Origin of the sequence: Roseateles flavus, from assembly GCF_039872765.1 — a bacterium.
GTDB lineage: Bacteria > Pseudomonadota > Gammaproteobacteria > Burkholderiales > Burkholderiaceae_C > Roseateles_B > Roseateles_B flavus.
This window is the reverse complement of record NZ_JBDPZC010000001.1, coordinates 1,027,521-1,049,727: the sequence shown is the minus strand read 5'-3', so window position 1 is coordinate 1,049,727 and position 22,207 is coordinate 1,027,521. Positions and strand designations below refer to the sequence as shown.

Sequence of the window (22,207 nt, the reverse complement as noted above, 5' to 3'; positions counted from 1 at the left end):
CCCTTCCCTTCCTCCTGCCCAGAGCCCCGCGCCATGGGCCTGAAGGACGCCTGGGCCTACCTGGCCCTGCGTGCGTTCAACGGCGCATTGGCGTTTGCCTCTCTTGCCTGTCTGACGCGCTGGCTCGATGCGGAAGCCTATGGCCGCTATGCGCTGGGCATCGGACTCATCGGCGCGGCCGCCTCCATCAGCTACCAGTGGCTGGGCACGGCAACCGGGCGGTTTTATGCGGTGCACAGCGCGGCCCCAGACGGGCTGCTGGCCACCGTACTCAGGACCTGGTGCGCACTGAGTCTGGGCTTGCTAGCCCTCGCCTGGCTGGCGCATGCGCTGGGCTGGCAGTCGCTGTTCAACCCCATGCAATGGCTGCTGATCAGCGTGGGCGCGATACTGATGGGCCTGTTCAACCTGTTTCTGCAATGGGCCAATGCCCGTGCGGAGCCGCGGCGCTATGGCCGAATGACAGTACTTCGTGCAGCGCTGGCGCTCGGGCTGGCCGCCCTCGTACTGCGCTGGCCCGGTCTGCCGGGTTCGTGGGCCGGAGAGACACTCGCGCTGGCCTGCGCCGTGGCCGCATTGCTCGTGGCCTGTGCCTTGGCGGGCATCGCCAACCCGGCGGCGCTGAGGCATGGCGCTGCGCCGGTCGCCCTGGCCCCGCTGGCCCGCTACGGACTCCCGCAGGCCGGCGGCTTCCTGGCCATCATGGTCCTTGACCAGAGCGACCGATTCATCATTCAGCATTGGCAGGGCAGCGCCGCCGTTGGAGGCTATGCCGCAGGCTATGACCTCGCACAGCAGAGCATGGGTGTACTGCTGAACGTGTTCTACCTGGGCGCGTTCCCCCATCTTGTGCGGCTGCACGAGCAGGGGAGCCAGACTGCCGCCCGTGAGTTGTACGTCCAGACCGCGGAAACCGTGATGCTGGTGGCAGGTTTTGCCGCCGCAGTCTTCATCGTTCTGTCGTCTGCCATGGCCCGCCTGATCTTCGGCCAGGGCGTCGCCCAGCTGGCGGCTGAAATCATGCCCTGGATCGCCGTCGCCATTGCCTTGGGAGGCATCAAGGCCTATGTGCTTGACCTTGGCTTCCAGTTGCACAAGCGGACGCGGGCGACCCTGCTGATGACCGCATTCATGGCCCTGCTGAACATTGCTCTCAACTTGCTGCTGGTGCCGCACTTCGGCGTGATCGCCGCAGCATGGAGCGCCGTAGCCGCCTTTGGCTTGGGCGCCGGATGGAGCTATCTTTGGGGCCGGCACCGGCTGCAGATGCCGGCACTGGGTCGATGCATGCTGGGCAGCGTCACCGCGACAATGACCGCCGTCGCAGTTGGCAGCTACGGCAAGGCGATCTGGATGCCGGATTCGCCGACGCTGCTGGCGACCGTCCTTACCGGCCTGCTGATGACGGCAAGCTACTTTCTCGTGGCCCTGGGTCTCGACCTCGCTGCGTTTCGTCAACTGACCGGGCGCATGGTGCGGCGCCTTGTCGGGCATCGCATTAGCTAGGCACTGAACGCGCATTCACATCATGGCATTCATCGGCCTCGTACTGCTGCTCTTCGCATTCACCGTCCGCCGCGTGACGGGCGACATCGCTCATCCGGCCACCGTGTTTCCTGCCGTCTGGGGCGTGATCCTGGTTCTGATCCAAACCGCGCAGCCCCTGGGCTACTACGGCGTCGGTGCGCCTGCCTTGCTGCTCTTTCTCGCGGGATCGCTCGCCTTTTCCTTCGGTTCGCTTGCCGGCGGCAGCCTCACGCGACGCATCAAGGTCACCAACGCCGGGCAAGGGTTGGCGCTGGACTTCAGGAAGCTGGCAGCCTTCGCGCTGCTGTTGCATGCCTGCATGGTCCCGCTGTGGTGGCAGGAGGTCCAGGAGCTGACCAATGGCGCGGACAATCTGCTGTCGTTCGCCTTCCAGTTGCGCATCAAGAGTGTCTATGACGAGCTGACCGTCGGCGCTCTGGTGGGCAACTACCTGGTGGCCGGCTTCATCTTCGTGCCTGTCTTCGCGCTGGGCGTCATGCAGGGGCGTGTTGGCATGCCGATCACATTGCTGGTTGCCCTGCCATGGATCGTGACCAACCTCCTGACCAACGGGCGTTCCACGCTGGTCCAGCTGGTGCTGGCTGTCATCTACCTGCGCATACTGCAACCCAAGCCGATGTCGACCCGTGTTCTGGCAGGCATGATTGGCCTGTTCTGCCTGATCTTCGGCGCGGGCGCCGTGCTGGTCGGCAAGGGCGGCATCGACGCCGACAGCAGCAGTGCCGAGTCCTTAAAGCTCATCGTGATGAACTTCTTCGACTATGCACTGCAGGGCCCCATCCTGTTCTCGTCCTATCTCGACAACCCCAGCAGCATCAATCCGAGCTGGGATCCATTCCGCGCCTTTTGCCTGGCGGCCCAGAAGGTAGGCATGTGCGAACCCGGCCCGCTGCACCAGGACTTCCTCTACTTCGGTCGGAGCCCCGAGCAGATCGGCAATGTCTATTCGATCTTCCTCTCGACATTCCCCAAGTACGGAGCCCTGGGCACGCTGCTCATTCTGGGCACCTGCGGCCTCTGGGCCGGGTATCACCACCAACGTTGGCGCCAAGGCAGCTCGCTGTTCCATGCCATCGTGGCTTCCTTCCTGTTCGCCGCAATCGTGCTCTCGATCTTCCTGGACAGCTTCTTCCCCTTGGCCAATTTCCTGCTGAAGGTGGCGCTGGCCAGCATGTTGCTGCCAGTGTTCTTTGGTGCTCGGCAAACGCCAACGGCCACCGTCGGGGCATCTTGATGGAAGCAAGCCCCCCCGAGCGTGCCCATGACTCGCGGCAGACATCTCCGCCCGGGCCCGCATCAGCCCTGCCGCTGTTCACGGTTTTCACACCGACCTACAACCGGGCCCACACCCTGCATCGCGTCCATGAAAGCCTGCGCGCGCAGACCTTCACCGACTTCGAATGGCTGATCGTCGACGACGGCTCCACCGACGGCACGGCGGCGCTCGTCGAGCAATGGCAGCAGCAGGGCCGGATGCAGATCCGCCTGGTCACGCAGGCCAACCGCGGTAAGCACTTCGCCTACAACCGCGGCGTCCGCGAGGCACGCGGGGAACTGTTCCTCGCCTTCGACTCGGACGACAGCTGCGTCCCGGACACGCTGGCCGTCTTGCGCGAGACCTGGCTGGGCATCCCTGACAAGACCCGACCCTCGTTCTCCGGGGTGAGCTGCCTGTGTCGTGATGAAGCCGGCACCGTTCTGGGCGGCCCGCTGCCAGCGCCTGTCATCGATGGCCATCCGCACCGGCTGCTGCCGCAGCTGGGCCGTCATGCGGAGATGTGGGGCATTCATCGCACCGAGGTCCTGCGGGCCCACCCCTTCCCGGAGTTCGACGGCGAGAAGTTCGTGCCCGAGGGTCTGATCTGGAACCGCATCTCCCGGCGCTTCCAGGTGCGGCACATCAGCCGTGCGCTGCGCATCTATCACGACTCGGCAGACTCGCTCTCGCGCAAGATGGTCGACCTCCGCCACCGCAGTCCGCGGGGCAGCAGTCTCTATTACGCCGAGCTGCTGCAGGACTGCGAGCGCCCCGCACAGGTACTGCGCTGCGCCGCCAATCTGGCACGCTACCAGCCAGAATCAGCAGCCACGCGGCACGCTGCCACGGGCGTTCCCCTGCGCCTGCGCCCCTGGTTCTGGGTCGGTGTCATGCTAGGTCAGGTCTTGCGCTGGCGTGACGCCAGGCAGGCCCGACCGGCACGCAAGGGCGCGGCATGAGTGACAGCACGCGCCCTGAAGCAGGCGTGGCCCGGCGCCAGCTGACCGTGGCCGGGCTCACGCAAGGCCTGCTGCAGCCCAGCACCCGCTTTCGCTGGTCGCAGTACCGTTCGCTGTTCCTGGCCGCGGGCCTTGATGCACGGGATCTGCACGCCCGCTTCAGTGCCTATCCGCCGCAGGCGCGCTGGCAGCGCCCGGCCTGGGGGCTGGCCGCCCTCGCGGATGCGCGGCTGCGCGTGGCACGGGCGAACCGCGACGCGGATCTGGCCTTCCTGCAGCGGCACCTGTTGTCGACGCTGCACACCGCCGAGCGGGCCCTGAAGATCCCCTACGTGTTCGACGTCGACGACGCCATCTTCCTGGGCACGCGCGGCGAATCCGCCGATGCCATCGCACGGGGCGCCCGGCACATCATCTGCGGCAATGCCTTCCTGGCCGATCACTTCCAGCGTTTCGGCCCCGTCACCATCCTGCCGACCGCCGTCGACACCGACCATTTCACGGCCCGCCAGGCGGCCCCTGCCCGCCCGACGCTGGGCTGGTCCGGCAGCTCCAGCGGCTTCCCCTATCTCTACGCCATCGAGGGTGCCCTGGCCCGCGTGATGCAGGCGCTGCCGCAGGTGCAGCTGCACATCGTCGCGGACCGCCCGCCGGCTTTTCGCAGCCTGCCGACGGACCGCGTGCAGTTCACGCGCTGGCAGCCTGACATCGAGGTGGAGGTCCTCAAGACCTTCACCGTGGGCCTCATGCCGCTGGAAGACTCACCCTGGGCCCGCGGCAAGTGCAGCTTCAAGATGCTGACCTACATGTCCTGCGCCCTGCCCTGCGTCGTGTCGCCTGTGGGCATGAACCGCGAGGTGCTTGACCTCGGCGCCTGTGGCCTGGCCGCCGCGGGCGAGCAGGACTGGGTCGAGGCGCTGCAGGCGCTGCTGTCCGATGAAGCCCTGGCCTGGACGATGGGGCAGACCGGCCGCCGCATCGTCGAGCAGCGTTTCGCCCGCCGGGTCGTGGGCGCACAGCTGGTCGAGCTCCTGAGGCGCGAGGCATGAGCCGCATGCCACCGGAGGTCGTGCACATCATCACCGGGCTGCAGCAGGGCGGCGCCGAATCCATGCTGCACAAGCTGCTGACCGAGGCCCGGCAGCAGAACCCGGAGATCCGCCAGTCCGTCTATGCCCTGGGGCAGTCCGGCGTGGTCGGGGAGCGGCTGTGTGCGCAGGGCTTCGAGGTGCGGGCCCTGGGCCTGTCGCCGCGGCTGGGCAATCCCTGGGTGCTGCGCCCCCTGTGGCAGCACCTGCGCCAGCTGCCGCCCGACAGCGTGGTGCAGACCTGGATGTACCACGCTGACCTGATCGGCGGACTGCTGGCCTACGCAGCCGGGCAGCGACGCATCGTGTGGAACATCCGCCAGAGCGGCATCGGCCCTGCGGACATCGGGCGCATGACGCGCTGGGTGGTCGGCCTCTGCGCGCGGCTCTCGCACCGGCTGCCCCGGAAGATCATCACCAACGCCCGGACAGCGCAGGCCGTCCACGTGGCCGCCGGCTATGCGGCCTCGCGCTTCACCTGGATCGGCAATGGCTTCGACACGCAGCGCTTCAGCTTCCAGCCCGAGGGGCGGCGGCGCGTGCGGGAACAGCTGGGCGTGTCGGACCAGGCGCTGCTGATCGGCAACGTTGCCCGCCATGACCCGCAAAAGGACCTCGGCAACTTCGTGGCCATGGCCCGGCAGGTGCACCAGCGCCAGCGCCACACCCGCTTCCTGATTGCCGGCCGCGGGGTCCCCTCGTCCGCGCCCCTTCGCACCCAGATCGCCGCGGCCGGCCTCGAGCAGGCCTTCCTGCTGCTGGACGAACAGCAGGACGTGCCGGCCCTGATGTCTGCGCTGGACCTGTTCTGCCTGAGCTCCCGCGCGGAAGGATTCCCCAACGTCCTGGGCGAGGCCATGGCCTGCGAGCGGCCCTGTGTCAGCAGCGACTGCGGGGACGCTGGCGCCGTCCTCGGCGATCCGCGCTGGATCGCCCCCACCGGTGATCCGGAGGCCCTGGCCGACAGGGTCTGCGCCCTGCTGGCCCTGCCGGTCGCGCAGCGCCTGCAGCTCGGGGCGGGCCATCGCCAGCGGATACAGTCCAGCTTCAGCGTCGCCAGCATCTGGCGGGACTATCTGCATCTCTACCGCTCGCTCTGAACCAGCGACAGCCTCTCCACACCATGTGCGGCATTACCGGCTTCCTCTCTTTCGCCCCTGACCACGCCGAGGGCATGCAGGCGCAACTCCAGCGCATGTGCGACGCCATCGCGCATCGCGGCCCCGACAGCGACGGCTTCTGGATCGATGCCGCGGCGCAGGTCGCGCTGGGCCACCGCCGGCTGGCCATCGTTGATCTGTCCCCGCAGGGTCACCAGCCCATGCGTTCCGCCTGCGGCCGCTACATGCTGGTGTTCAACGGCGAGATCTACAACCACCAGGCCCTGCGCAAGGCGCTGCCCGAGCAGGCCTGGCGCGGCCACTCGGACACCGAGACCATGCTGGCCGCCATCACGCACTGGGGCTTCGAGCCCGCGCTGCAGCGCATGGTCGGCATGTTCGCCATCGTGGCCTGGGATGCCCAGGAGCGGCAGCTGCTGATGGCGCGAGACCGCATGGGCGAGAAGCCCCTCTACTACGGCAAGCTGCCCAACGGCGACTTCGCCTTCGGCTCCGAGCTGAAGGCCCTGCGGGCGCATGGCGCCTGGCAGGGTCGCATCAACCGCGATGCGCTGGCGCTCTACCTGCGGCACAACGCCATCCCCGGCGAGCACTCGATCTTCGAAGGCATCGCCAAGCTGCCCCCCGGGCACTGGATGGCCGTGCGCCACGACGGCAGCGTGCGCCAGCACTGCTACTGGCGACTCCAGGACCTCGCCAGCCAGGCCTGCGCCAGGCGGCCGTCGCGCAGCGACGCCGAGGCCATCGAGGGCCTGGAACAGCTGCTGGGCACCGTCATCCGCGACCAGATGGTGGCCGATGTGCCGCTGGGCGCCTTCCTCTCGGGCGGCGTCGACTCCTCGGCCATCGTGGCCCTGATGCAGCGCCAGAGCACCCGGCCGGTCCGCACCTTCTCGATCGGCTTCGACCAGGAGGCCTACAACGAGGCCGAGCATGCCAAGGCCGTCGCCCGGCACCTGGGGACAGAGCACACCGAGCTGTACGTCACCGCCCAGGATGCTCTCGATGTGATCCCGCAGCTGCCGAGGATCTACGACGAGCCCTTTGCCGACTCCTCGCAGATCCCCACCTACCTGGTCGCGAAGATGGCCCGCCAGCACGTCACCGTGGCGCTCTCCGGTGACGCGGGGGACGAGCTCTTCCTCGGCTACAACCGCTACCTCATCGCGCACCGGATGTGGCGCCAGCTGCGCCGCCTGCCCCTGCCTCTGCGCAAGGCCGCCGCGGCGATGGTGCTGCGCATCAGCCCCGAGACGCTGACCCGGCTGGGCAGCCACCTGCCCTCGCTCAAGGCCCATGGCCCGCTGGGCGACAAGCTGCACAAGTTCGCCCACCTCGTGCTGCCGGCCCGCGACGCGGCCGACATGTACCGGCGCCTGATCTCGCACCAGGGCGATCCCGAGGCCTGGGTGCACGGGGCGCACGAGCCCGCCACGCTGCTCAGCCCCGGCGCCCTGCCCGCCATGCCTTCCGAGGTCGAGCAGATGGCGCTGGCGGACCAGCTGACCTACCTGCCGGACGACATCCTGGTCAAGGTCGATCGCGCGGCCATGGCGGTGAGCCTGGAGACGCGCGTCCCGCTGCTGGACCACCGCGTGGTCGAGCATGCCTGGACCCTGGACATGAAGCACAAGATCCGCGACGGCCAGACCAAGTGGCTGCTGCGCGAGGTGCTGTACCGCCACGTGCCCCGCGCCCTGATCGAGCGGCCAAAGAAGGGCTTCGCCGTGCCGCTGGACAGCTGGCTACGCGGGCCCTTGAAGTCCTGGGCCGACGACCTGCTGTCCGAGCCGCGCCTGCGGGCCGCGGGCATCCTCGATGCGCAACGCGTCAGCACGCTGTGGGCCGAGCATCGCTCGGGCCGCCGCAACTGGCAGTACCAGCTGTGGGACGTGCTCATGTTCGAAGCCTGGCGAGATTCGCTCTGAGCCTGGCCGGCCGGCGTCGAGCGGCCAGCGGCGATGGCACAATCGACTACCCCTCTGCCGCCACCCACACCGTGCCCTTTTTGCCTTCCGTGACTCTGCTGCTGCCTTCGGACAGGCCGTCCGGCAAAGACGCTTCCCCTGCGCGGCACGTCCGGAGGGTCCGGCATTGAAGGTCGCCATCGTCTCCAACTCGGCTTGGTACCTACAGAACTTCCGCCTGGCCTTAGCGCGCCATCTGCGGCATCAGGGGCATGAGCTTGTCTTCATCGCCCCACCCGACGGCTACGAGTCCCGGCTGAGGGAGGCCGGCTTCGGTTTCGTGCCCTGGTCCCTGGCCGGCGCCGGGGTCAACCCCTTCACCGAGCTCGGCGCCGTGCTGGCGCTGCGCAAGATACTGAAGACCCACGCCGTCCAGGCCGTGCTGGCCTACACGCCCAAGGGCAATATCTACGCTGGACTCGCCCTCAAGGGACGGTCCTGCCTGTTCGTGCCCAACATCTCCGGCCTGGGCCGCGTCTTCATCGCCCCGGGGCCGCTCACGGCTCTGGTCACCCGGCTCTACAAGCACGCGCTCTCGGGTGCCAACTGCGTCCTGTTCCAGAACGAGGATGATCGCCGGGCCTTCGTCCAGCAGTTCCGCATCGTCCCGGAGGCCCTGACCCTGCGCCTGCCGGGTTCGGGCGTCGACCTGCAACGCTTCCAGCCCCCGGCCCGGCCCGTGGCCTCTGGGCCTAGCCGCCGCTTCCTCTTCGTGGGACGCCTGCTGCGGGACAAGGGCGTGGTGGAGTTCGTCGAGGCCGCCCGGCGCATCCGTGCCGAGCGGCCGGACTGCGAGTTCGTCATGCTCGGCTCATCCCGCCCGGACAACCCGGCTGCCATCGATCCCAAGCAGCTGGGCGAATGGCTGGCCGAGGGCTTCGTGCGCCACATCGAGCAGTTGGACGATGTCCGCGAGGAGCTGGCGCTGGCCGATTGCGTCGTCCTGCCCTCCTATCGCGAGGGCGTGCCGCGCAGCCTGCTGGAGGCCGCAGCGATGGCCCGGCCCGTGATCACCACGGACGCCCCCGGCTGCAGGGACACGGTGCTCCATGGCCGGACCGGCCTGCTTTGCGAGGTGCGCAGCGCGCAGGCGCTGGAGCAGGCCATGCGACAGCTGCTGGCCGCGACACCTGGCGAGTGGCAGGCCATGGGCCGGGAGGCTCGCGCCTTCGTCGAAGCCCACTTCAGCGAACAGCGCGTGCTGGACACCTACGCCCAGCTGCTGGCGGCCCGCCGCTGATTCAGGCGGACGATTCAGGCTGACTTCAGGCGGACCACAGCCGCCACAAGCGGCGGCGCAGCCGCAGGGTCGCGCGCCACAGCCAGGCGCGCTCCTGGTCCTGGTTCCAGCGTTGAGGGTTCAGCAGCTGGTCCAGCTGCGGATGGCGCAGACCATTGCGGAAGCGGGAGAAGCTGTCCACGACACGGCGCGGGTAGGCCGCGACCTGGGCCTCGTCCCGCAGGAAGACCGCGACCTGGTCCGCCCAGATGTCGTCCTCCTGCTCGCCGGTGTAGGACTCCAGCAGGACCGTGGCATAGCCGCGCGAACGGGCCCAGCGAGCCAGCGCCATGCCGCTGTCGGGGTAGAAGCGCCAGCAGTCCACGGGATAACGGTGAAACTCACCGCCCGAGGGTGCGTTCAGGTAGAACAGGCCGGTCGGCTTGAGCACCCGCTGGATCTCGAGGAAGCTCTGCCAGAAGAACTCCGAATGCTCGAAGCAGGATGAGCTGAGGACGGCATCCACGCTGCCGTCCTCGAAGGGCAGCACGTAGGGGTCGTCCAGCACGACATCCACCCCCGGCGCAGCCTCCAGGTCGACGCCCACATAGTCCAGGCCCTGAGGCGCCACGTCACGCAGCGAGCCGTTGACATTGCGCGCTCCGATCTCCACGACGCGCAGGCGCTCGCCGGCCTGGACCCGCGGTGTCACGTAGACATCGAAGAATCGACGGGCGTTCTTGAGCGCAGTTGCATGCATGTCTCGGGTCCAGCGTAGCGAGAGTCGAAAGGGCCGGCGGGCGCCGAGGCCTACAGCAAGGTCTTGTAGAGCGACAGCGTGCCGTCGCGCATGGCATCGATGCCGAAGCTGTCGCGCACCCAGCGATTGGCGGCGGCGCCCATGCGGGTCCGCAAGGCTTCGTCGCGGACCATCTGGTCCAGCGCATCTGCCAGGGCGCGCTCGTCGCGAGGGGGCGTCAGCAGGCTGGTCTCGCCGGCGCGGTTGAGGCAGTTCACGCCGTTGTCCAGGTCGCAGACCACCGTCGGCTTGCCACAGGCCATGGCCTCCGCGCTGGCAATGCCAAAAGCCTCGGAACGCTCGATGGAGGGCAGGCAGAAGACATCGCAGGTGCGCAGGGCCGTCGCCAGCACGCCGCGGCTCACCTCGCCCAGGAACTTCACGCGATCCAGCAGCTGCCGCTCCCTGGCGTGACGCTGCAGCTCCGCGCTGAGCGGGCCGGCGCCGATCATCAGCAGCACGGCGTCCGACTGCAGGGCGGCCACTGCCTCCAGCAGGTGGTGATAGCCCTTGTAGTACACGTGCCGGCCCACCGTGAGGATGATGGGGCGACCCGCGGCCCACTGCTGCAGCTCGGCCTGCACGGCGGCCTCACTGGGCGTCTCGTCCAGCTGGGCGAAGTCGATGCCGATGGGCACGGCATGCACCTTGTGCTCGATGCGGGCCTGCTGAAGCTGCGCCGAGCTCTCGTAATGCTTGGGCGTGAACACGATGATGCGGTCGGCGCGCTGCAGCGCCTTCTGCTGCATGGGCCCGTAGAGCTTCAGCAGCATCTGCTGGCGGACGATGTCGCTGTGCCAGGTCATGACCACGGGCACGTCCCGGGGCGCACGCAGGGCTGCGATGTCTGCCCAGGGATTGGGCGCATGGATGTGCACCAGGTTGCCGCGCTGCTGGCGCAGCTCCGCGCTCACGGCGCCGAGGATGGCCGGGCAAAAGGGCACCGAGGCCAGCATGGCGTAGTACGGCACGGGAACGATGCGATAGGGCGTGGGCTCCAGCGCCCGCCCCATCACGCGCGAAGGTTGGCTGGCAATCAGCGTCGACTGCGCCTGCCCCGCCATGGAGCGGAGCAAGGTATCCACATGGGTTTCCATCCCGGCGAAGGGCGGTGGAACAAACTTGCCAACGTGCAGTGGCCGGATATTGGGGGGCATGAGTCAAGCGAGATGCAGCCGTGCATTGTATGTGCGGCCGCCAGGGGATTTGGAGTGGCCGGAACTCAGGAACGGTGCCGCCCCTGCGCCGCTTCCTCGCGCCCGCGATGGTCCATCTGGAAGGGCCTGCGCAGGAGCACGGCCGGCAGGTGCGACTCCCTCGACAGGAAGGCCGCATAGCGCAGCAGCATCTGCAGCCGCCCCAGGCCCATCACGCGGGCGAGGCCGCGGATCAGGGCATTGGCCAGTGTCAGCCGGCGGCCCTGCATGTGGAGATTGCGCGTATGGACCGCCCCGCCGACCGGGATCCCATGCAGGCCGGCCTTGCGCAGTGCCTGCTGGAAGGCCGACGTCGCGGCAAAGGGCCGGGCCGTGCACTGCGCCTGCGGCCCCATGGCCGGCAGGGCCCGCCTCATCAGGCCATGGATGGGGGTGCCGTCATCCAGCGTGCCGAAGCCATAGGGCAGGCTCCTGAGGCTCAGGTGCCCGGCCTCGCGCAAGGCCTGCACATAGTCCTCCAGCAGGCGCTGGACCAGGGGCAGCTGGGCGAGTGAGTGGCGCGTCTGGTGGCGCGACAGCACCGAGGTGTCGCCCACGTCGATCCCGCTGAAGTGGAAGAAGAACAGGCCCTGCCCGTTGACCTGGACCGGCCCCTGCCCCGCCTCCTGCGTGAGCTGGCGCTCATGCAGGTTCCAGTAGGCCACGTTGCAGCCAGGGTGGCGCAGCAGCCCCACGCCTTCGAAACAGGCAGGCGCGAGGTCCATCCACTTCTGGTCCACGAAGACGCCAAAGGCGGGGTCGTTGAAGCCATGGGACAGGCAGCGGGACTCCCACCAGTCCAGCAGCGCATCGGCACAGGCGCTCTGGCGCAGGGCCACGAAGCCCAGGTTGTGGACCCCGTTGCGCAGGAAGTCGATGTCCGACGGCCGATGCCCGTCCAGGACCGGCCGCAAGGCATGGGGCGTCAGCAGCACGTCCTGGCGCTGCAGGCCTTCGAGCACGGGCGTCAGCGGGGCGTAGCAGCGGATGTCCGGGTCCAGGTACACGAGCTGCTCGTGGCCCTCACGCAGCAGCTGCTTGAGAAAGCTGGGCTTGAGGGCGGTGTTGAGCTCCAGGATGTCGAACTGGTAGGCCAGCTGCTCGAAATCGGGCAGGCCCAGGTCCTGCGCGAAACGGGCTTTCAGCCCGGTCTTCGCAAGGGCCTCCTGCACGGCCAGCGTGGGCCGGTCCACCACCAGCACCTCGAAATGGCCGTCGGGATGGTGCTGCCGGACGGAAGCCGCGAGCACCGCCGCATAGGCCAGGTAGTTTGCGGAGACGATGGTGCAGACGCAGAGGCTCATGGGCGGGCCAGGAGAAAGTTGTAGGCATAGGCGGCCAGGTCCTCGGCCAGGCCCAGGCTCAGCCAGCGCAGGGCCTTGGACTTGCCGCCCCCGAACTCCGGCGCCAGCTTCAGGACGCGCAGGCCCTGGCCCTCCAGCATGCGCACGGCGCTCTTGCGCGTGTAGAAGCGCAGATGGGTCTGGTCCAGGATGCCCGAGGGCGTGTAGGTGAATTCACCGCGCAGCAGCAGCGGCACGGTCACCGAGATGTGGCGGATGTTGGGCAGCGCCACCAGCAGATGGCCGCCGGGCCGCAGCCACGCGAGGGCTCGTTGCAGCACGGCCTCCGGCTGCTCGAAGTGTTCCAGCACGTGCGACAGCACGATCAGGTCGAAGCGGCCGGACCAGTCAGGCGGGCTCCACTGCAGCACGTCGGCCTCCACGACCTCATGCGCCACCTCGCGGGCCCGCGCCGCGGCGTCGGGGCGCAGCTCCAGGCCCGTGGTGCGGCATCCGGCGTGGCGGCGCCGCAGCTCCGCCAGCGTGGCACCGGCCCCGCAGCCGATCTCCAGCACATCGGTCACCGTCACCCCGGCCAGCAAGTCCAGCAGCGGCGCACGAACCATGTCGTAGTAACCGGCATAGGCTTGCCCACCCTGGGCAATCTGGTCATTGAGCATCGCGAGCAGGCGCACGCGGCGCCGTGGAATTCAAAAGCTGCATTGTCCGCCGAGCCAGTACCAGCGCCACCGCCAGGTGCGTGGCGGCATAGCCCAGCAGCATGCCCGCCAGGCCCCAGTGGCTGCCGAGCAGCCAGGCCATGGGAGGAGCGGCCAGGGCCAGCACGGCACAGGGCCAGACGAATCGCTGCTTCACGTCGACAGCGAGCAAGACCTGACCCCATGTAGCGGTCAGGCAGGCCAGCCAGGCGCCCAGCAGCAGGAGCAGCTGCACCACGCCGTCGTTCAGGAAACCCGCGCCGGCCTTGTGCAGCGGTGCCTCCAGCCAGCCGCTGCCAAGCACGCAGGCCGCCAGGACCAGTCCCGCGGCAATGGCCGACATCAGCCCTTTGAGCTCGGCCAGGCCAGCGCTCAGGCGGGCCTCGCTGCACCAGCGCGGGAAACGCAGCTGCGCCCACAGGCCGCACAGCGCCACCACCGCCGTCAGGGCGCGCGAGGCAAAGGCGTAGCCCACGAGTTCGGCCGCGGGCAGCCAGTGGCCGGCCATCAGGATGTCGGTGCCGCTGGCGCAGAAGCCCGCCACAGCGAGCGCCGTGAGGCCGGCGCCGTCCTGCCATCGAAAGCTGGCCATGGGCACCGAGCCGCGCGGCATGGCGGCCACCGCACGCCGCACCCCGAACAGCAGGGCGGCCTGGGCGAGCAGCACAGCCAGGCCCAAGCCCGGCATGCCCAGCCCGGCGAGGGTCATCAGCAGCAGGGCGGCCAGACCCAGCGCAGAGGTCAGGGCGAGGTAGCTGCGCTCACGGCCCGTCTGCTGCTGCCCCGTCAGGGCGGCCATGCCCGCGAAGGCCTGCAGGCGCAGGTGCTGGCCGAGCCCGTAGAGGCCGGCGGCGAGCCAGCCCTCCGGGGCAGACACAGCGGCCGGCCCGAAACCCCCCAGGTGCATGACCAGCACGAAGGCCAGCTGCATCAGCAGCAGGCCGGCGCCCGACCAGCGGGTCCAGGACTGGATGAGCAGGTCCCAGTTGGCGGGCAGCCCACCCGGTCCGCCTTGTCGGGCGAGCGCGCGGATGGTCGGCTGCAGCCGTCCGGCGAGCATGAGCCCGACCAGGGGCGCGCTCGCCGTGATCAAGACCCACGATGCGGCAACCGCCGGCCCCAGCTGCAGCCGCAGCCAGGGCAGCAGCACAATGCCCTGCACCGCCTCCAGCAGGAAGAACGCGGCAGCCGCGAGAGCCGCCACCCGCGGATGGGTCCACCAGGCCGGATTCATGGGCGCCCTGCCCTTGAGCGTGCGTGACAATGGCTGGCTTCGCCCCGGGCCTCCGGGCTCCAGGCCTTCATGCCACCCACGTCTCCAACCTTGCTTCCAACGATGAGGCCAGTTGTCATCAACGGTAAGTTTCTTGCACAGCGCATGACGGGCGTGCAGCGCGTGGCCCACGAACTGGTGCGTGCACTCGATCAGGAATTGGGCCGGCGCCCGGCCGGCGACAGGCCGCAGGTGCTGTTGCTGCACCCGGACAGCGGCATCGCGCCCGCATTGGACCATATCTCCTGCCGCGCCACGCCCGCGCCGCTGGGCCGCCTGCACCTGTGGGAGCAGTGGACCCTGCCCCGCGCCGCGAAGGGCGGGCTGCTGCTCAATCTGGCCGGCTCAGCGCCCGCGCTGGGGCGCCGGCAGATCTGCATGCTGCACGACGCCGCCGTGTTCGACTGGCCGCAAGCCTATACCCGCGCCTTCGTGGGCTGGTACCGCTATCTCTTCGGCCGGCTCGCCGGCAGGGCCAGGGTCATCCTGACGCCATCGGCCTTTTCCCGAGGCCGGCTGCAGGGACACCTGCCCGCGCTGCGCAAGCGCCCTGGCAGCGACTGCCAGGTGCTGCCGCTGGCGGCCGAGCACATGGACCGGATCGCCGCCGACAGCGCCTGGCTGAACGGTACCGGCCTGGCGCAAAGGCCATTCCTGCTGGCCGTCGCCAGCGAAAACCCCAGCAAGAACCTGGCAGGCCTGCTGCAGGCCTTTGCGCAATGGCCGGGCCGCGCCGGCCACCTGCTGGTGCTGGCCGGCGGCGCCAATCCGGAGGTCTTCAGGTCAGACCGACCGCCGGTGGCGGACGAAGCGAACGTCAGGCGCCTGGGCCCCGTCAGCGATGCCCAGCTGAAGGCCCTCTACGGGGCCGCCAAGGCCTTTGTGCAGCCGTCCTGGTACGAGGGCTTCGGTCTGCCGCCGCTGGAGGCCATGCGCTGCGGATGCCCCGTGCTCAGCAGCAATCAGGCGAGCCTGCCCGAGGTCTGCGGCGAGGCGGCCGCCTACTTCGACCCTCACGCGGCCCCGTCTGGCCCCGGGGGATTTGGCCCAGCGCTGGACCGCCTGCTGGCCGATCCTGCGGCCGCCGAGAAGGCCCGCGCCCGCGCTGCCCAGTTCAGCTGGGCGGCCAGCGGTCAGCAGCTGCTGGCGCTGCTGGAGCGAGCGGCCTCGGAGCCCGGCTGAGGCGCCGGGGGCGCCGCTACGGCTGCCTCAGCCGCCCGCCGTCGAGCGCAGCACTTCGCCCAGGGTGGTGGCACCACGGACCACCATCTCGACGCCACTGCGCAGCAGGCCGTCGTCCTGGTGACGGCCCAGCATCTGCAGCAGGGCGGATTCGCCGTCGCCGGCAGCGATGCGATGCCCCATGTCCGGCGTGATGTCGATCATGTCGTACACCGCGATGCGGCCCCAGAAGCCCGTGCCGCTGCAATGCGGGCAGCCGACGGGCTTGCGCAGGCGGCTGCGGTCGCTGAAGCTCATGCGCTGCAGCATGGCCAGCACGGCATCGTCGGGTTCGGCATCCGGCACCGCGCAGTGATCGCACAGGCGACGGACCAGGCGCTGCGCCATCAGACCGCGAACACTGGCGGCGATCAGGAAGGGCTCGATGCCCATGTCCACCAGACGCGTGACCGCGCCGATGGCCGAATTCGTGTGCAGCGTGGACAGCACCAGGTGGCCCGTCAGCGCCGACTGGATGGCGATGCGCGCGGTTTCCTCGTCGCGGATTTCACCCAGCAGGATGGTGTCCGGGTCATGCCGAAGGATGGAGCGCAGGGCCGCCGCGAAGGTGAAGCCGATGTCGGCATTGACCTGCAGCTGCGTGATCCCGTGGATCTTGTACTCCACCGGATCTTCCACGGTGATGATCTTCTTGCTGCGGTCGTTGGCCAGTTCCAGCGTGGTGTAAAGCGTCGTGCTCTTGCCCGAGCCCGTCGGGCCCGTGACCAGCACGATGCCATTGGGCAGATTGCTCCATGCCGTCAGCAGCTCGGCCTGCGCCGCCGTCATGCCCAGGTCCTGCAGACGCGTGGGCTTGCGCTCCTGGCGCAGCAGGCGCAGCACGATGGATTCGCCATGCACGCCCGGCAGCACCGACACGCGGATGTCGAAGGCCTCGCCATTCACGCGCGCGCTGATGCGCCCGTCCTGCGGCAGGCGGCGCTCGGCGATGTCCAGACTGGACAGGATCTTGATCCGGCAGGCCACGGCGTCGAAGCGGTCCCGGCCATAGCGGGCCAGCTCCAGCATGTCGCCATCGATGCGGGCGCGGACCACGAAGCCCGCCTCCTCAGGCTCGAAATGCAGGTCGGATGCACGCTGCGTGACACCGCGCGAAAGCATGGTGTTGACCAGCTCGATGGTGGGCCCCTCCTCCGCCAGTTCGCGCAGGGCGCGGAGGTCGTCCTGGAGGCCCATCTGGGTGCTGCTGCTCTCGGTACTGCGCGCCGTGATGGCCTCGAACAGCGTGGGCGTGAGCACCGCGGGCTGCAGCTCCATGCCCAGGGCCGCCGTCTTGCGAAGAAGCATCTGCCAGACGTCGGCCTCAGGCTGCTCCTTGAAGGCGACTTTCGTGGGACCTTCGGGAGCGCGCAGCAGGCACAGGCCCTTGCTCTTGAGCCAATTCAGTGACAAGCCAAGTGCGCGGACGGCTTCATCGTCCTGCATGAGCCCGGTGTCCCAGTCGCGCTGCTGCAGCAGCGGCACGCTCAGGAACTGGCTGAAGGCCTCGTACAGGGGCAGTTCGGCGATGGCATTGAGCCGCAGAAGCGCTGCACAGATCGGCAGATGCGTCTGTTCATGCAATACCACCGCGTCCTGGACGGCCTGCTCCTGAATTCGTCCTGCGGCCCGCAGATACTCCAGAAAACCCAGCGGGGTTTGATTATTGATTCCAGCCGATTCCATCGTTCTGTAACTATTTAATTCGCACAGGGGAATATCGCTTTGAACTTCGGAGTTCAGGCGGAAGTAACTAGATTGAGGTTGCCGTCATTAATTCAGCGGACCGGCGCTGCGACTGCAGCCGCCGAAGCCGGCGCGCCGGCAGGCATGCTCGCAGCCTGGCTGGAGGAGGCCGCGAAGGCATGCGCCCGGGGCAATGCCGAGGCGGGTGCGGCCATCTTGAGCTCGCGCTCAGCGTAGTACCAGCGCCCCCGGCTGTAGGCCATGAGGGTCAGGTAGGTGTCATGGGACAGCTCGACCTCCATGGAGGCCTGCGCGACCTCGCCACCCTTGAATGGCACGGCCTTGATGAACACCGGGGGCACCGGCTGCCCAGGGGCCGCTGGCTTTGCAGCAGGCTTGCCCTTGCGACCCTTCAGCAGTACCAGCCACCCGGTACCAGAAATTTCGCTGCGAACCCGTACCTGGGTCTTGCCAGGTTCCATCACATCCGGTGCATCGATCACCAGGTAGCCGGAGCTGGCCGGCTTGCCGCCGATGGCCTGGAACACAGCGTCCACGGTCACGGCCGTGCTGACGGCAGGACTGATCACCTGGGCCTGCGCCGCACCGGCGCAGATCAGCAAGGCCATGGCGGCCCGCCTGGGCATCACGCCTCCCTCCACGAGCTGGCGCACGAGCCACCCAGCAAAAGCACACACCATAGCCACCAGCCCTCTCGGCTCTTGAGCCCGTCGAACAGAAAGCTGGATTGTAGAGAAGTACAGGCAAAGAAAAGGGGGGCCGAAGCCCCCCTTTCCAACCAAACACGAGTACAGAAATTACTTCTTGATACCGGTCTGAGCGTCTTGATCGATGTGATCGCGCGGCGAGGCTTCGAGGTTCACGAAGTCAGCACCTTGTGCGCCCGACACTTCGGTCAGAGCACCCGTACGGGTGTTGTAGAAATAGTTCTGCACGCGCAGGGTCGAGGCCTTGGTCGACGAGATACGCAGACGCGTGTTCGCAGCCAGTTCCTGACCAGCAGCAGCGGTGATGCCGCCGGGGCCCGTGTTGTCCGCACCAGCCAGGCTCGAGTTGTTGCTCAGCAGGGTGTGGATTTCCTTGGCGGTGAAGTAACGAGCAGCACGTGCCGGCAGTTCGCCCATGGCGCCCCACTTGCCGTACTTGCCGTCAGCGCGGATGTACTGGCCAGTCAGGTCAGCCGATTGGGTTTCGCTGTTGTTGATCACGCGAACCACGTTGATCCACTCGCCGTAGGCGTCGGACACGGGCTTGGCCGGATCCCAGCCGATGAAGTTGCGGACGTCGATCTTGACGCCGCCACCCAGGCCAGCCAGGTCACGACGGCAGGACTTGTTGTTCTGTTCGTCGGACAGGTCTTCCTTGATCAGCGAAGCCACGCCTTGGAAGGTGGACTGGGGGATCTCGACGTTGCCAGGCACGTTGTAGCAGATGTAGGCGCGGTCGGTGGTGGCGGTGTAGCCAGAGACCGGGTCAGCACCCGCACCCAGCGGGCCGGTGGCGAGCGGGTCGCCGATAGCCAGCAGCGTGTTGGTAACTGCACCACCAGTCACGACGCTCACCAGTTGAGCGTGCGAGAAGGTCACGGTCCAGTCCTTGCCGTCAGCCGAAGCCACGACGGTGCCGGCGGTCGACACGTTGTTGGCGCCGGTAGCCGAGCAGAAGGGGCTGTTGGACAGGGTGATGGTCGAACCAGCGGCAAAACCGTTGCTGGAGTACAGCTTGACCACGGCTTCCTTGGTGTCCACAGCGCCGTCGGTGTTCAGCACGCCAGCGGTGTTCAGGTCACCGTTGTTGTTGGCATTGTTGGCACGCAGCTTGTAGTAGTCGGTCGCCAGGTCCGTATCCCAAGCGTCAACGCTCAGGTTGCGGAACTTCACGAAGCCCAGGGGCATCACGGTGCTGGTGCCGAAGCCTGCGCTGTCGGTAGCCAGAGCCTTGTTTTCCACGGCCGGGTTGGTGGAACGGTTGGGGGCCACGCCCTTGCCGATCACCACGTTCACGGCTTGCGAGAACAGGATGTAACCGTTGTTGGTCACGCCGGTTTCGCCGGACTCACCGATCACGCCGACGCCAGAGCCGGTGTAGTTGCGGATGTTCAGGCTGATGCGCTTGTCGCCGTCGGAGCAGACGTCGGTAGCGATTTCGGCAGCGCCGTCAGCGTCCACGGTGCCCACGGTCGGGACCAGGTTGGTCACCTTGGCGAACTTCGGAGCAGCCGGAGCGGGCTGAGCGTCGAAGTCCACGCCGCCAACGGTAGCTGCAGCGATGGCAGCGGTGTTGACGTTGAAGTTCACTTGTGCGGTGGTCAGGTTGACCGGCACGTTGTCCTTGTTCTCCAGGCGGAACTTGAAGCGCAGGGTCTGAGCGTCAACGACTTCGATGTCCAGCAGCTCGACAGCAGCCTTGCCAGCAGCGGTCGTGCCGGCGGCCAGCACGGGCACGTCAACCGGCGCACCAGCCACGAAAGCCTTGACCTGGACGGTTTCCAGGTTCGGCAGGTTGCCGGCGGTGGCCAGCCAAGCGGCGGCACCGTCGCCACCCAACTTCAGCACCAGATTGAAGTCCTGGCTCGAGGCAGCGTTGGCGCTCAGGTTACCGGCGTAGGTGAAGCTGGCAGCCGGGGCGATGATGGCCTGGCTGTTCTTCATGATCACTTCGCGAGCGACCGTCACGCCCGACTGGCTGATGGTGGCGGCCATCGCCGAACCCACTGCGAACAGACTTGCGACCGCAGCAGCAACATGCAATTTCTTCATTGCCTTCATTGAGTGAACCTCATGTTTGGTTAACAAACGGCGCTCCTCCCACACACAAGGTGAGACTACCGCCTCAACAATCGCGATCAGCCCAAGAGGCCGTGCTAAGCGTTGTCGGGGCGAAGTCTACGCGAACTTTTTTCGTCGCCGCAACGCGGATAAGAAAAAAAGGGGTAGGGATTACCGCCAGATGCAAATTGTCAGGGCATTCATCGCACAAAGGCTGGAACACCCCTCTGCCATGTTGCTAGTGGACAACGCGCAGGCCCCAGGCCGCTGGCTCACGCCGTGATCCACGGGCCCAGCGCTCCGCAGCCTCATCCACAAGTCGCATGACTGCATATCTATTAATGCAGCGCAAAGAAAGGCCATCGCCCCAAAGGGTGCCGCGAATTCGCGACACCTGCGCACTGCGGCACAATCGCGGCGCCATGGAACACTTCAACTACGTCGCCCTGGACCCGCAGGGGCAACGTCATGCCGGCAGCGTCCTTGCCACCAATCGATCAGAGGCGGAGCGTCAGCTCGGGGACCAGCAACTGCTGATCGTCGCCCTCGAGGCCGTGCAGGCGCGGGCTCGCAAGTCCGGCGGCCCGGTCAATGTGGTCGCCCTGATCGACGAACTTTCCACACTGCTGGAGGCCAGCGTGCCGCTGGCCGAAGCCGTGGATACCCTGGGCCAGGGCCTGCCGGCGGACCATCCGCTGCACGGCATTCTCAGCGACATCCGGGGGGGCAAGGGCTTCTCCGCGGCATTGCGCGAAAGCGCGCTGGAGCTGCCTGACTATGTGCTGCAGCTGGTGCGCTCCGGCGAAACCACTGGCAAGCTGGCCGCCGCGATGCGCGCCGCCGCCCAGCACCTGGAATCCGATGCCAAGGTCCGGCAGGAGGCCCGCAACGCCATGATCTACCCGATGGTGCTGGTCTTCAGCGGCATCGTGGCCACGCTGGTGATGTTCGTCTTCGTTGTGCCGCGCTTCGCCTCCGTGCTGAGCAACCCCAAGGCCGAGCTGCCCTGGGTCAGCCAGCTGATCCTGACCGCCGGCCTGTGGCTGGCGCAGCACCAGGTCGGCGTAGGCCTGGTGATCTCCGCGCTGCTGATGCTGGGCATTGCCGCCTGGCAGCGCAAGGAGGTCAAGGACGCGGCCTGGGAGTTCGCCGCCCGACTGCCGGTGCTCGGCCCCTGGACCCTGCATGCCGAGCTCTCCCGCTGGTCCTCGCTTTTTGCCGTGCTGCTGCAGAGCAAGGTGCCCCTGCTGCAGGCTCTGCAGCAAGCAAACGAGACCCTTCGTCGCCGAAGCCTGCGGACGCAGGCGGCGCTGGTGCTGGCCGACGTGCGCGGCGGCCGCTCGCTCAGCGAGTCGCTGGGCAAACACACCATTCTGGATGCGGCCGGCCTGAACCTGATTCGCGTGGGTGAACGCTCGGGCGCCCTGCCCCAGACGGTCGCCTCGCTGTCGCGGGTGCACAGCAATCAGGCGCAGCTGCGCCTGAAACGATTCCTCGTCCTCCTGGAGCCCATCACCATCCTGGGGATCTCGGTGGTGCTGGGCGGTATCATGGTTTCCGTGATGCTGGCCATCACCAGCCTCACCAACGTCCTTTGATCGCAATGCCGCAGCTCCGCTCCATGTCCCTTCGTCGCCCCCGCTCCCTCATCAACGCCAAGCTCAAGGCGCAGGGCTTCACGCTCCTGGAAATCTTGATCGTCATGGTGATCATCGGCCTGCTGGCCGGCTTGGTCGGTCCCAGGTTGCTCGGCAAGGCCGATACGTCCAAGGTACAGACCGCCAAGACGCAACTCAAGATGCTGAAGAGCGCCATCGGGATCATGCAATTGGACTTGGGTGTCCTCCCTACCGCCGAGCAGGGCCTCAAGCTGCTCGAGGAAGCACCGACGCAACAGCCCCTGCGGAGCCAGTGGAAGGGCCCCTACATCGAAGGCCGGTTGCCGCTGGACCCCTGGAACAACCCCTACGTTTATGTCGTGCCGGGCGAGAATGGCCAGCCGTTCACGCTCAAGTCCTGGGGTGCCGATGGCAAGCAGGGCGGTGAGGGACTGAACGCCGACCTGAGCTCCGACTGATGAA

General features: G+C 67.7%; 18 protein-coding genes. 10 read left to right on the top strand and 8 right to left on the bottom strand.

What is annotated here, in order from left to right; all coding sequences use genetic code 11:
- Nucleotides 1-33 precede the first annotated feature (33 nt).
- The 7 genes from ABDJ40_RS04695 (at nucleotide 34) to ABDJ40_RS04665 (ending at nucleotide 9,181) form a co-directional block, all read left to right on the top strand.
- Nucleotides 34-1,506, top strand: a complete 1,473-nt coding sequence (locus tag ABDJ40_RS04695) for a lipopolysaccharide biosynthesis protein (protein WP_347606695.1) — start codon at nucleotides 34-36, stop codon at nucleotides 1,504-1,506.
- A gap of 22 nt (nucleotides 1,507-1,528) precedes the next feature.
- Entirely contained in the window at nucleotides 1,529-2,782 is a 1,254-nt protein-coding gene (locus ABDJ40_RS04690; protein ID WP_347606692.1) for an O-antigen polymerase, read from the top strand.
- Complete coding sequence (locus tag ABDJ40_RS04685) at nucleotides 2,782-3,765, top strand: glycosyltransferase family 2 protein (RefSeq protein WP_347606689.1); 984 nt, start codon at nucleotides 2,782-2,784, stop codon at nucleotides 3,763-3,765. The genes ABDJ40_RS04690 and ABDJ40_RS04685 overlap by 1 nt, the downstream gene beginning before the upstream one ends.
- Complete coding sequence (locus ABDJ40_RS04680; protein ID WP_347606686.1) at nucleotides 3,762-4,814, top strand: glycosyltransferase family 4 protein; 1,053 nt, start codon at nucleotides 3,762-3,764, stop codon at nucleotides 4,812-4,814. Before ABDJ40_RS04685 ends, ABDJ40_RS04680 begins: the two co-directional genes overlap by 4 nt.
- A complete protein-coding gene (locus tag ABDJ40_RS04675; RefSeq protein ID WP_347606683.1) occupies nucleotides 4,811-5,953 on the top strand; it encodes a glycosyltransferase in 1,143 nt (380 codons plus the stop codon). Before ABDJ40_RS04680 ends, ABDJ40_RS04675 begins: the two co-directional genes overlap by 4 nt.
- A 23-nt stretch (nucleotides 5,954-5,976) precedes the next feature.
- Nucleotides 5,977-7,902 carry an asparagine synthase (glutamine-hydrolyzing) gene (gene asnB / locus ABDJ40_RS04670; RefSeq protein ID WP_347606680.1) on the top strand — a complete coding sequence of 642 codons (1,926 nt, stop codon included), beginning with the start codon at nucleotides 5,977-5,979 and terminating at the stop codon, nucleotides 7,900-7,902.
- 166 nt (nucleotides 7,903-8,068) lie between these two features.
- The gene (locus tag ABDJ40_RS04665; RefSeq protein ID WP_347606677.1) at nucleotides 8,069-9,181 is read left to right on the top strand and encodes a glycosyltransferase family 4 protein; all 1,113 of its coding nucleotides are present in this window, start codon (nucleotides 8,069-8,071) and stop codon (nucleotides 9,179-9,181) included.
- Nucleotides 9,182-9,206: 25 nt separating this feature from the next.
- Here ABDJ40_RS04665 and ABDJ40_RS04660 read toward each other — a convergent pair whose 3' ends face one another.
- The 5 genes from ABDJ40_RS04660 to ABDJ40_RS04640 form a co-directional block, all read right to left on the bottom strand.
- Nucleotides 9,207-9,920 carry a methyltransferase domain-containing protein gene (locus ABDJ40_RS04660; protein WP_347606674.1) on the bottom strand — a complete coding sequence of 238 codons (714 nt, stop codon included), beginning with the start codon at nucleotides 9,918-9,920 and terminating at the stop codon, nucleotides 9,207-9,209.
- A gap of 50 nt (nucleotides 9,921-9,970) precedes the next feature.
- Nucleotides 9,971-11,056, bottom strand: a complete 1,086-nt coding sequence (locus ABDJ40_RS04655) for a glycosyltransferase (protein ID WP_347607373.1) — start codon at nucleotides 11,054-11,056, stop codon at nucleotides 9,971-9,973.
- A gap of 125 nt (nucleotides 11,057-11,181) precedes the next feature.
- Nucleotides 11,182-12,459 carry a hypothetical protein gene (locus ABDJ40_RS04650; RefSeq protein WP_347606671.1) on the bottom strand — a complete coding sequence of 426 codons (1,278 nt, stop codon included), beginning with the start codon at nucleotides 12,457-12,459 and terminating at the stop codon, nucleotides 11,182-11,184.
- Nucleotides 12,456-13,133: a class I SAM-dependent methyltransferase gene (locus ABDJ40_RS04645; RefSeq protein WP_347606668.1), complete on the bottom strand. Its 678-nt coding sequence runs from the start codon at nucleotides 13,131-13,133 to the stop codon at nucleotides 12,456-12,458. The genes ABDJ40_RS04650 and ABDJ40_RS04645 overlap by 4 nt, the downstream gene beginning before the upstream one ends.
- Nucleotides 13,108-14,391: a hypothetical protein gene (locus ABDJ40_RS04640; protein WP_347606665.1), complete on the bottom strand. Its 1,284-nt coding sequence runs from the start codon at nucleotides 14,389-14,391 to the stop codon at nucleotides 13,108-13,110. Before ABDJ40_RS04640 ends, ABDJ40_RS04645 begins: the two co-directional genes overlap by 26 nt.
- A 102-nt stretch (nucleotides 14,392-14,493) precedes the next feature.
- Between ABDJ40_RS04640 and ABDJ40_RS04635 the strand changes: the two genes are divergently transcribed.
- A complete protein-coding gene (locus tag ABDJ40_RS04635; protein ID WP_347606662.1) occupies nucleotides 14,494-15,612 on the top strand; it encodes a glycosyltransferase family 4 protein in 1,119 nt (372 codons plus the stop codon).
- A gap of 27 nt (nucleotides 15,613-15,639) precedes the next feature.
- Here the strand turns inward: ABDJ40_RS04635 and ABDJ40_RS04630 are convergent, their stop codons facing one another.
- The 3 genes from ABDJ40_RS04630 to ABDJ40_RS04620 form a co-directional block, all read right to left on the bottom strand.
- Complete coding sequence (locus ABDJ40_RS04630) at nucleotides 15,640-17,235, bottom strand: GspE/PulE family protein (RefSeq protein ID WP_347606660.1); 1,596 nt, start codon at nucleotides 17,233-17,235, stop codon at nucleotides 15,640-15,642.
- Between the two features lie 194 nt (nucleotides 17,236-17,429).
- A complete protein-coding gene (locus ABDJ40_RS04625) occupies nucleotides 17,430-17,966 on the bottom strand; it encodes a hypothetical protein (RefSeq protein ID WP_347606657.1) in 537 nt (178 codons plus the stop codon).
- 189 nt (nucleotides 17,967-18,155) lie between these two features.
- Nucleotides 18,156-20,126: a hypothetical protein gene (locus ABDJ40_RS04620; protein WP_347606654.1), complete on the bottom strand. Its 1,971-nt coding sequence runs from the start codon at nucleotides 20,124-20,126 to the stop codon at nucleotides 18,156-18,158.
- Between the two features lie 422 nt (nucleotides 20,127-20,548).
- Here ABDJ40_RS04620 and ABDJ40_RS04615 point away from each other — a divergent pair, with 422 nt between their 5' ends.
- Together ABDJ40_RS04615 and gspG are read left to right on the top strand one after the other, a co-directional pair.
- Nucleotides 20,549-21,724 carry a type II secretion system F family protein gene (locus tag ABDJ40_RS04615; RefSeq protein WP_347606651.1) on the top strand — a complete coding sequence of 392 codons (1,176 nt, stop codon included), beginning with the start codon at nucleotides 20,549-20,551 and terminating at the stop codon, nucleotides 21,722-21,724.
- A 23-nt stretch (nucleotides 21,725-21,747) separates the two neighbouring features.
- Complete coding sequence (gene gspG, locus ABDJ40_RS04610) at nucleotides 21,748-22,203, top strand: type II secretion system major pseudopilin GspG (protein ID WP_347606648.1); 456 nt, start codon at nucleotides 21,748-21,750, stop codon at nucleotides 22,201-22,203.
- Nucleotides 22,204-22,207 lie beyond the last annotated feature (4 nt).

Coding starts and splice junctions, on each gene's coding strand:
- asnB (WP_347606680.1), top strand. CDS start 5,977: ATGTGCGGCATTACCGGCTTCCTCTCTTTCGCCCCTGACCACGCCGAG.
- ABDJ40_RS04675 (WP_347606683.1), top strand. CDS start 4,811: ATGAGCCGCATGCCACCGGAGGTCGTGCACATCATCACCGGGCTGCAG.
- ABDJ40_RS04655 (WP_347607373.1), bottom strand. CDS start 11,056: ATGGAAACCCATGTGGATACCTTGCTCCGCTCCATGGCGGGGCAGGCG.
- ABDJ40_RS04615 (WP_347606651.1), top strand. CDS start 20,549: ATGGAACACTTCAACTACGTCGCCCTGGACCCGCAGGGGCAACGTCAT.
- ABDJ40_RS04690 (WP_347606692.1), top strand. CDS start 1,529: ATGGCATTCATCGGCCTCGTACTGCTGCTCTTCGCATTCACCGTCCGC.
- ABDJ40_RS04685 (WP_347606689.1), top strand. CDS start 2,782: ATGGAAGCAAGCCCCCCCGAGCGTGCCCATGACTCGCGGCAGACATCT.
- ABDJ40_RS04620 (WP_347606654.1), bottom strand. CDS start 20,126: ATGAAGGCAATGAAGAAATTGCATGTTGCTGCTGCGGTCGCAAGTCTG.
- ABDJ40_RS04625 (WP_347606657.1), bottom strand. CDS start 17,966: ATGGCCTTGCTGATCTGCGCCGGTGCGGCGCAGGCCCAGGTGATCAGT.
- ABDJ40_RS04660 (WP_347606674.1), bottom strand. CDS start 9,920: ATGCATGCAACTGCGCTCAAGAACGCCCGTCGATTCTTCGATGTCTAC.
- ABDJ40_RS04680 (WP_347606686.1), top strand. CDS start 3,762: ATGAGTGACAGCACGCGCCCTGAAGCAGGCGTGGCCCGGCGCCAGCTG.
- ABDJ40_RS04635 (WP_347606662.1), top strand. CDS start 14,494: ATGAGGCCAGTTGTCATCAACGGTAAGTTTCTTGCACAGCGCATGACG.
- gspG (WP_347606648.1), top strand. CDS start 21,748: ATGTCCCTTCGTCGCCCCCGCTCCCTCATCAACGCCAAGCTCAAGGCG.
- ABDJ40_RS04650 (WP_347606671.1), bottom strand. CDS start 12,459: ATGAGCCTCTGCGTCTGCACCATCGTCTCCGCAAACTACCTGGCCTAT.
- ABDJ40_RS04695 (WP_347606695.1), top strand. CDS start 34: ATGGGCCTGAAGGACGCCTGGGCCTACCTGGCCCTGCGTGCGTTCAAC.
- ABDJ40_RS04640 (WP_347606665.1), bottom strand. CDS start 14,391: ATGAATCCGGCCTGGTGGACCCATCCGCGGGTGGCGGCTCTCGCGGCT.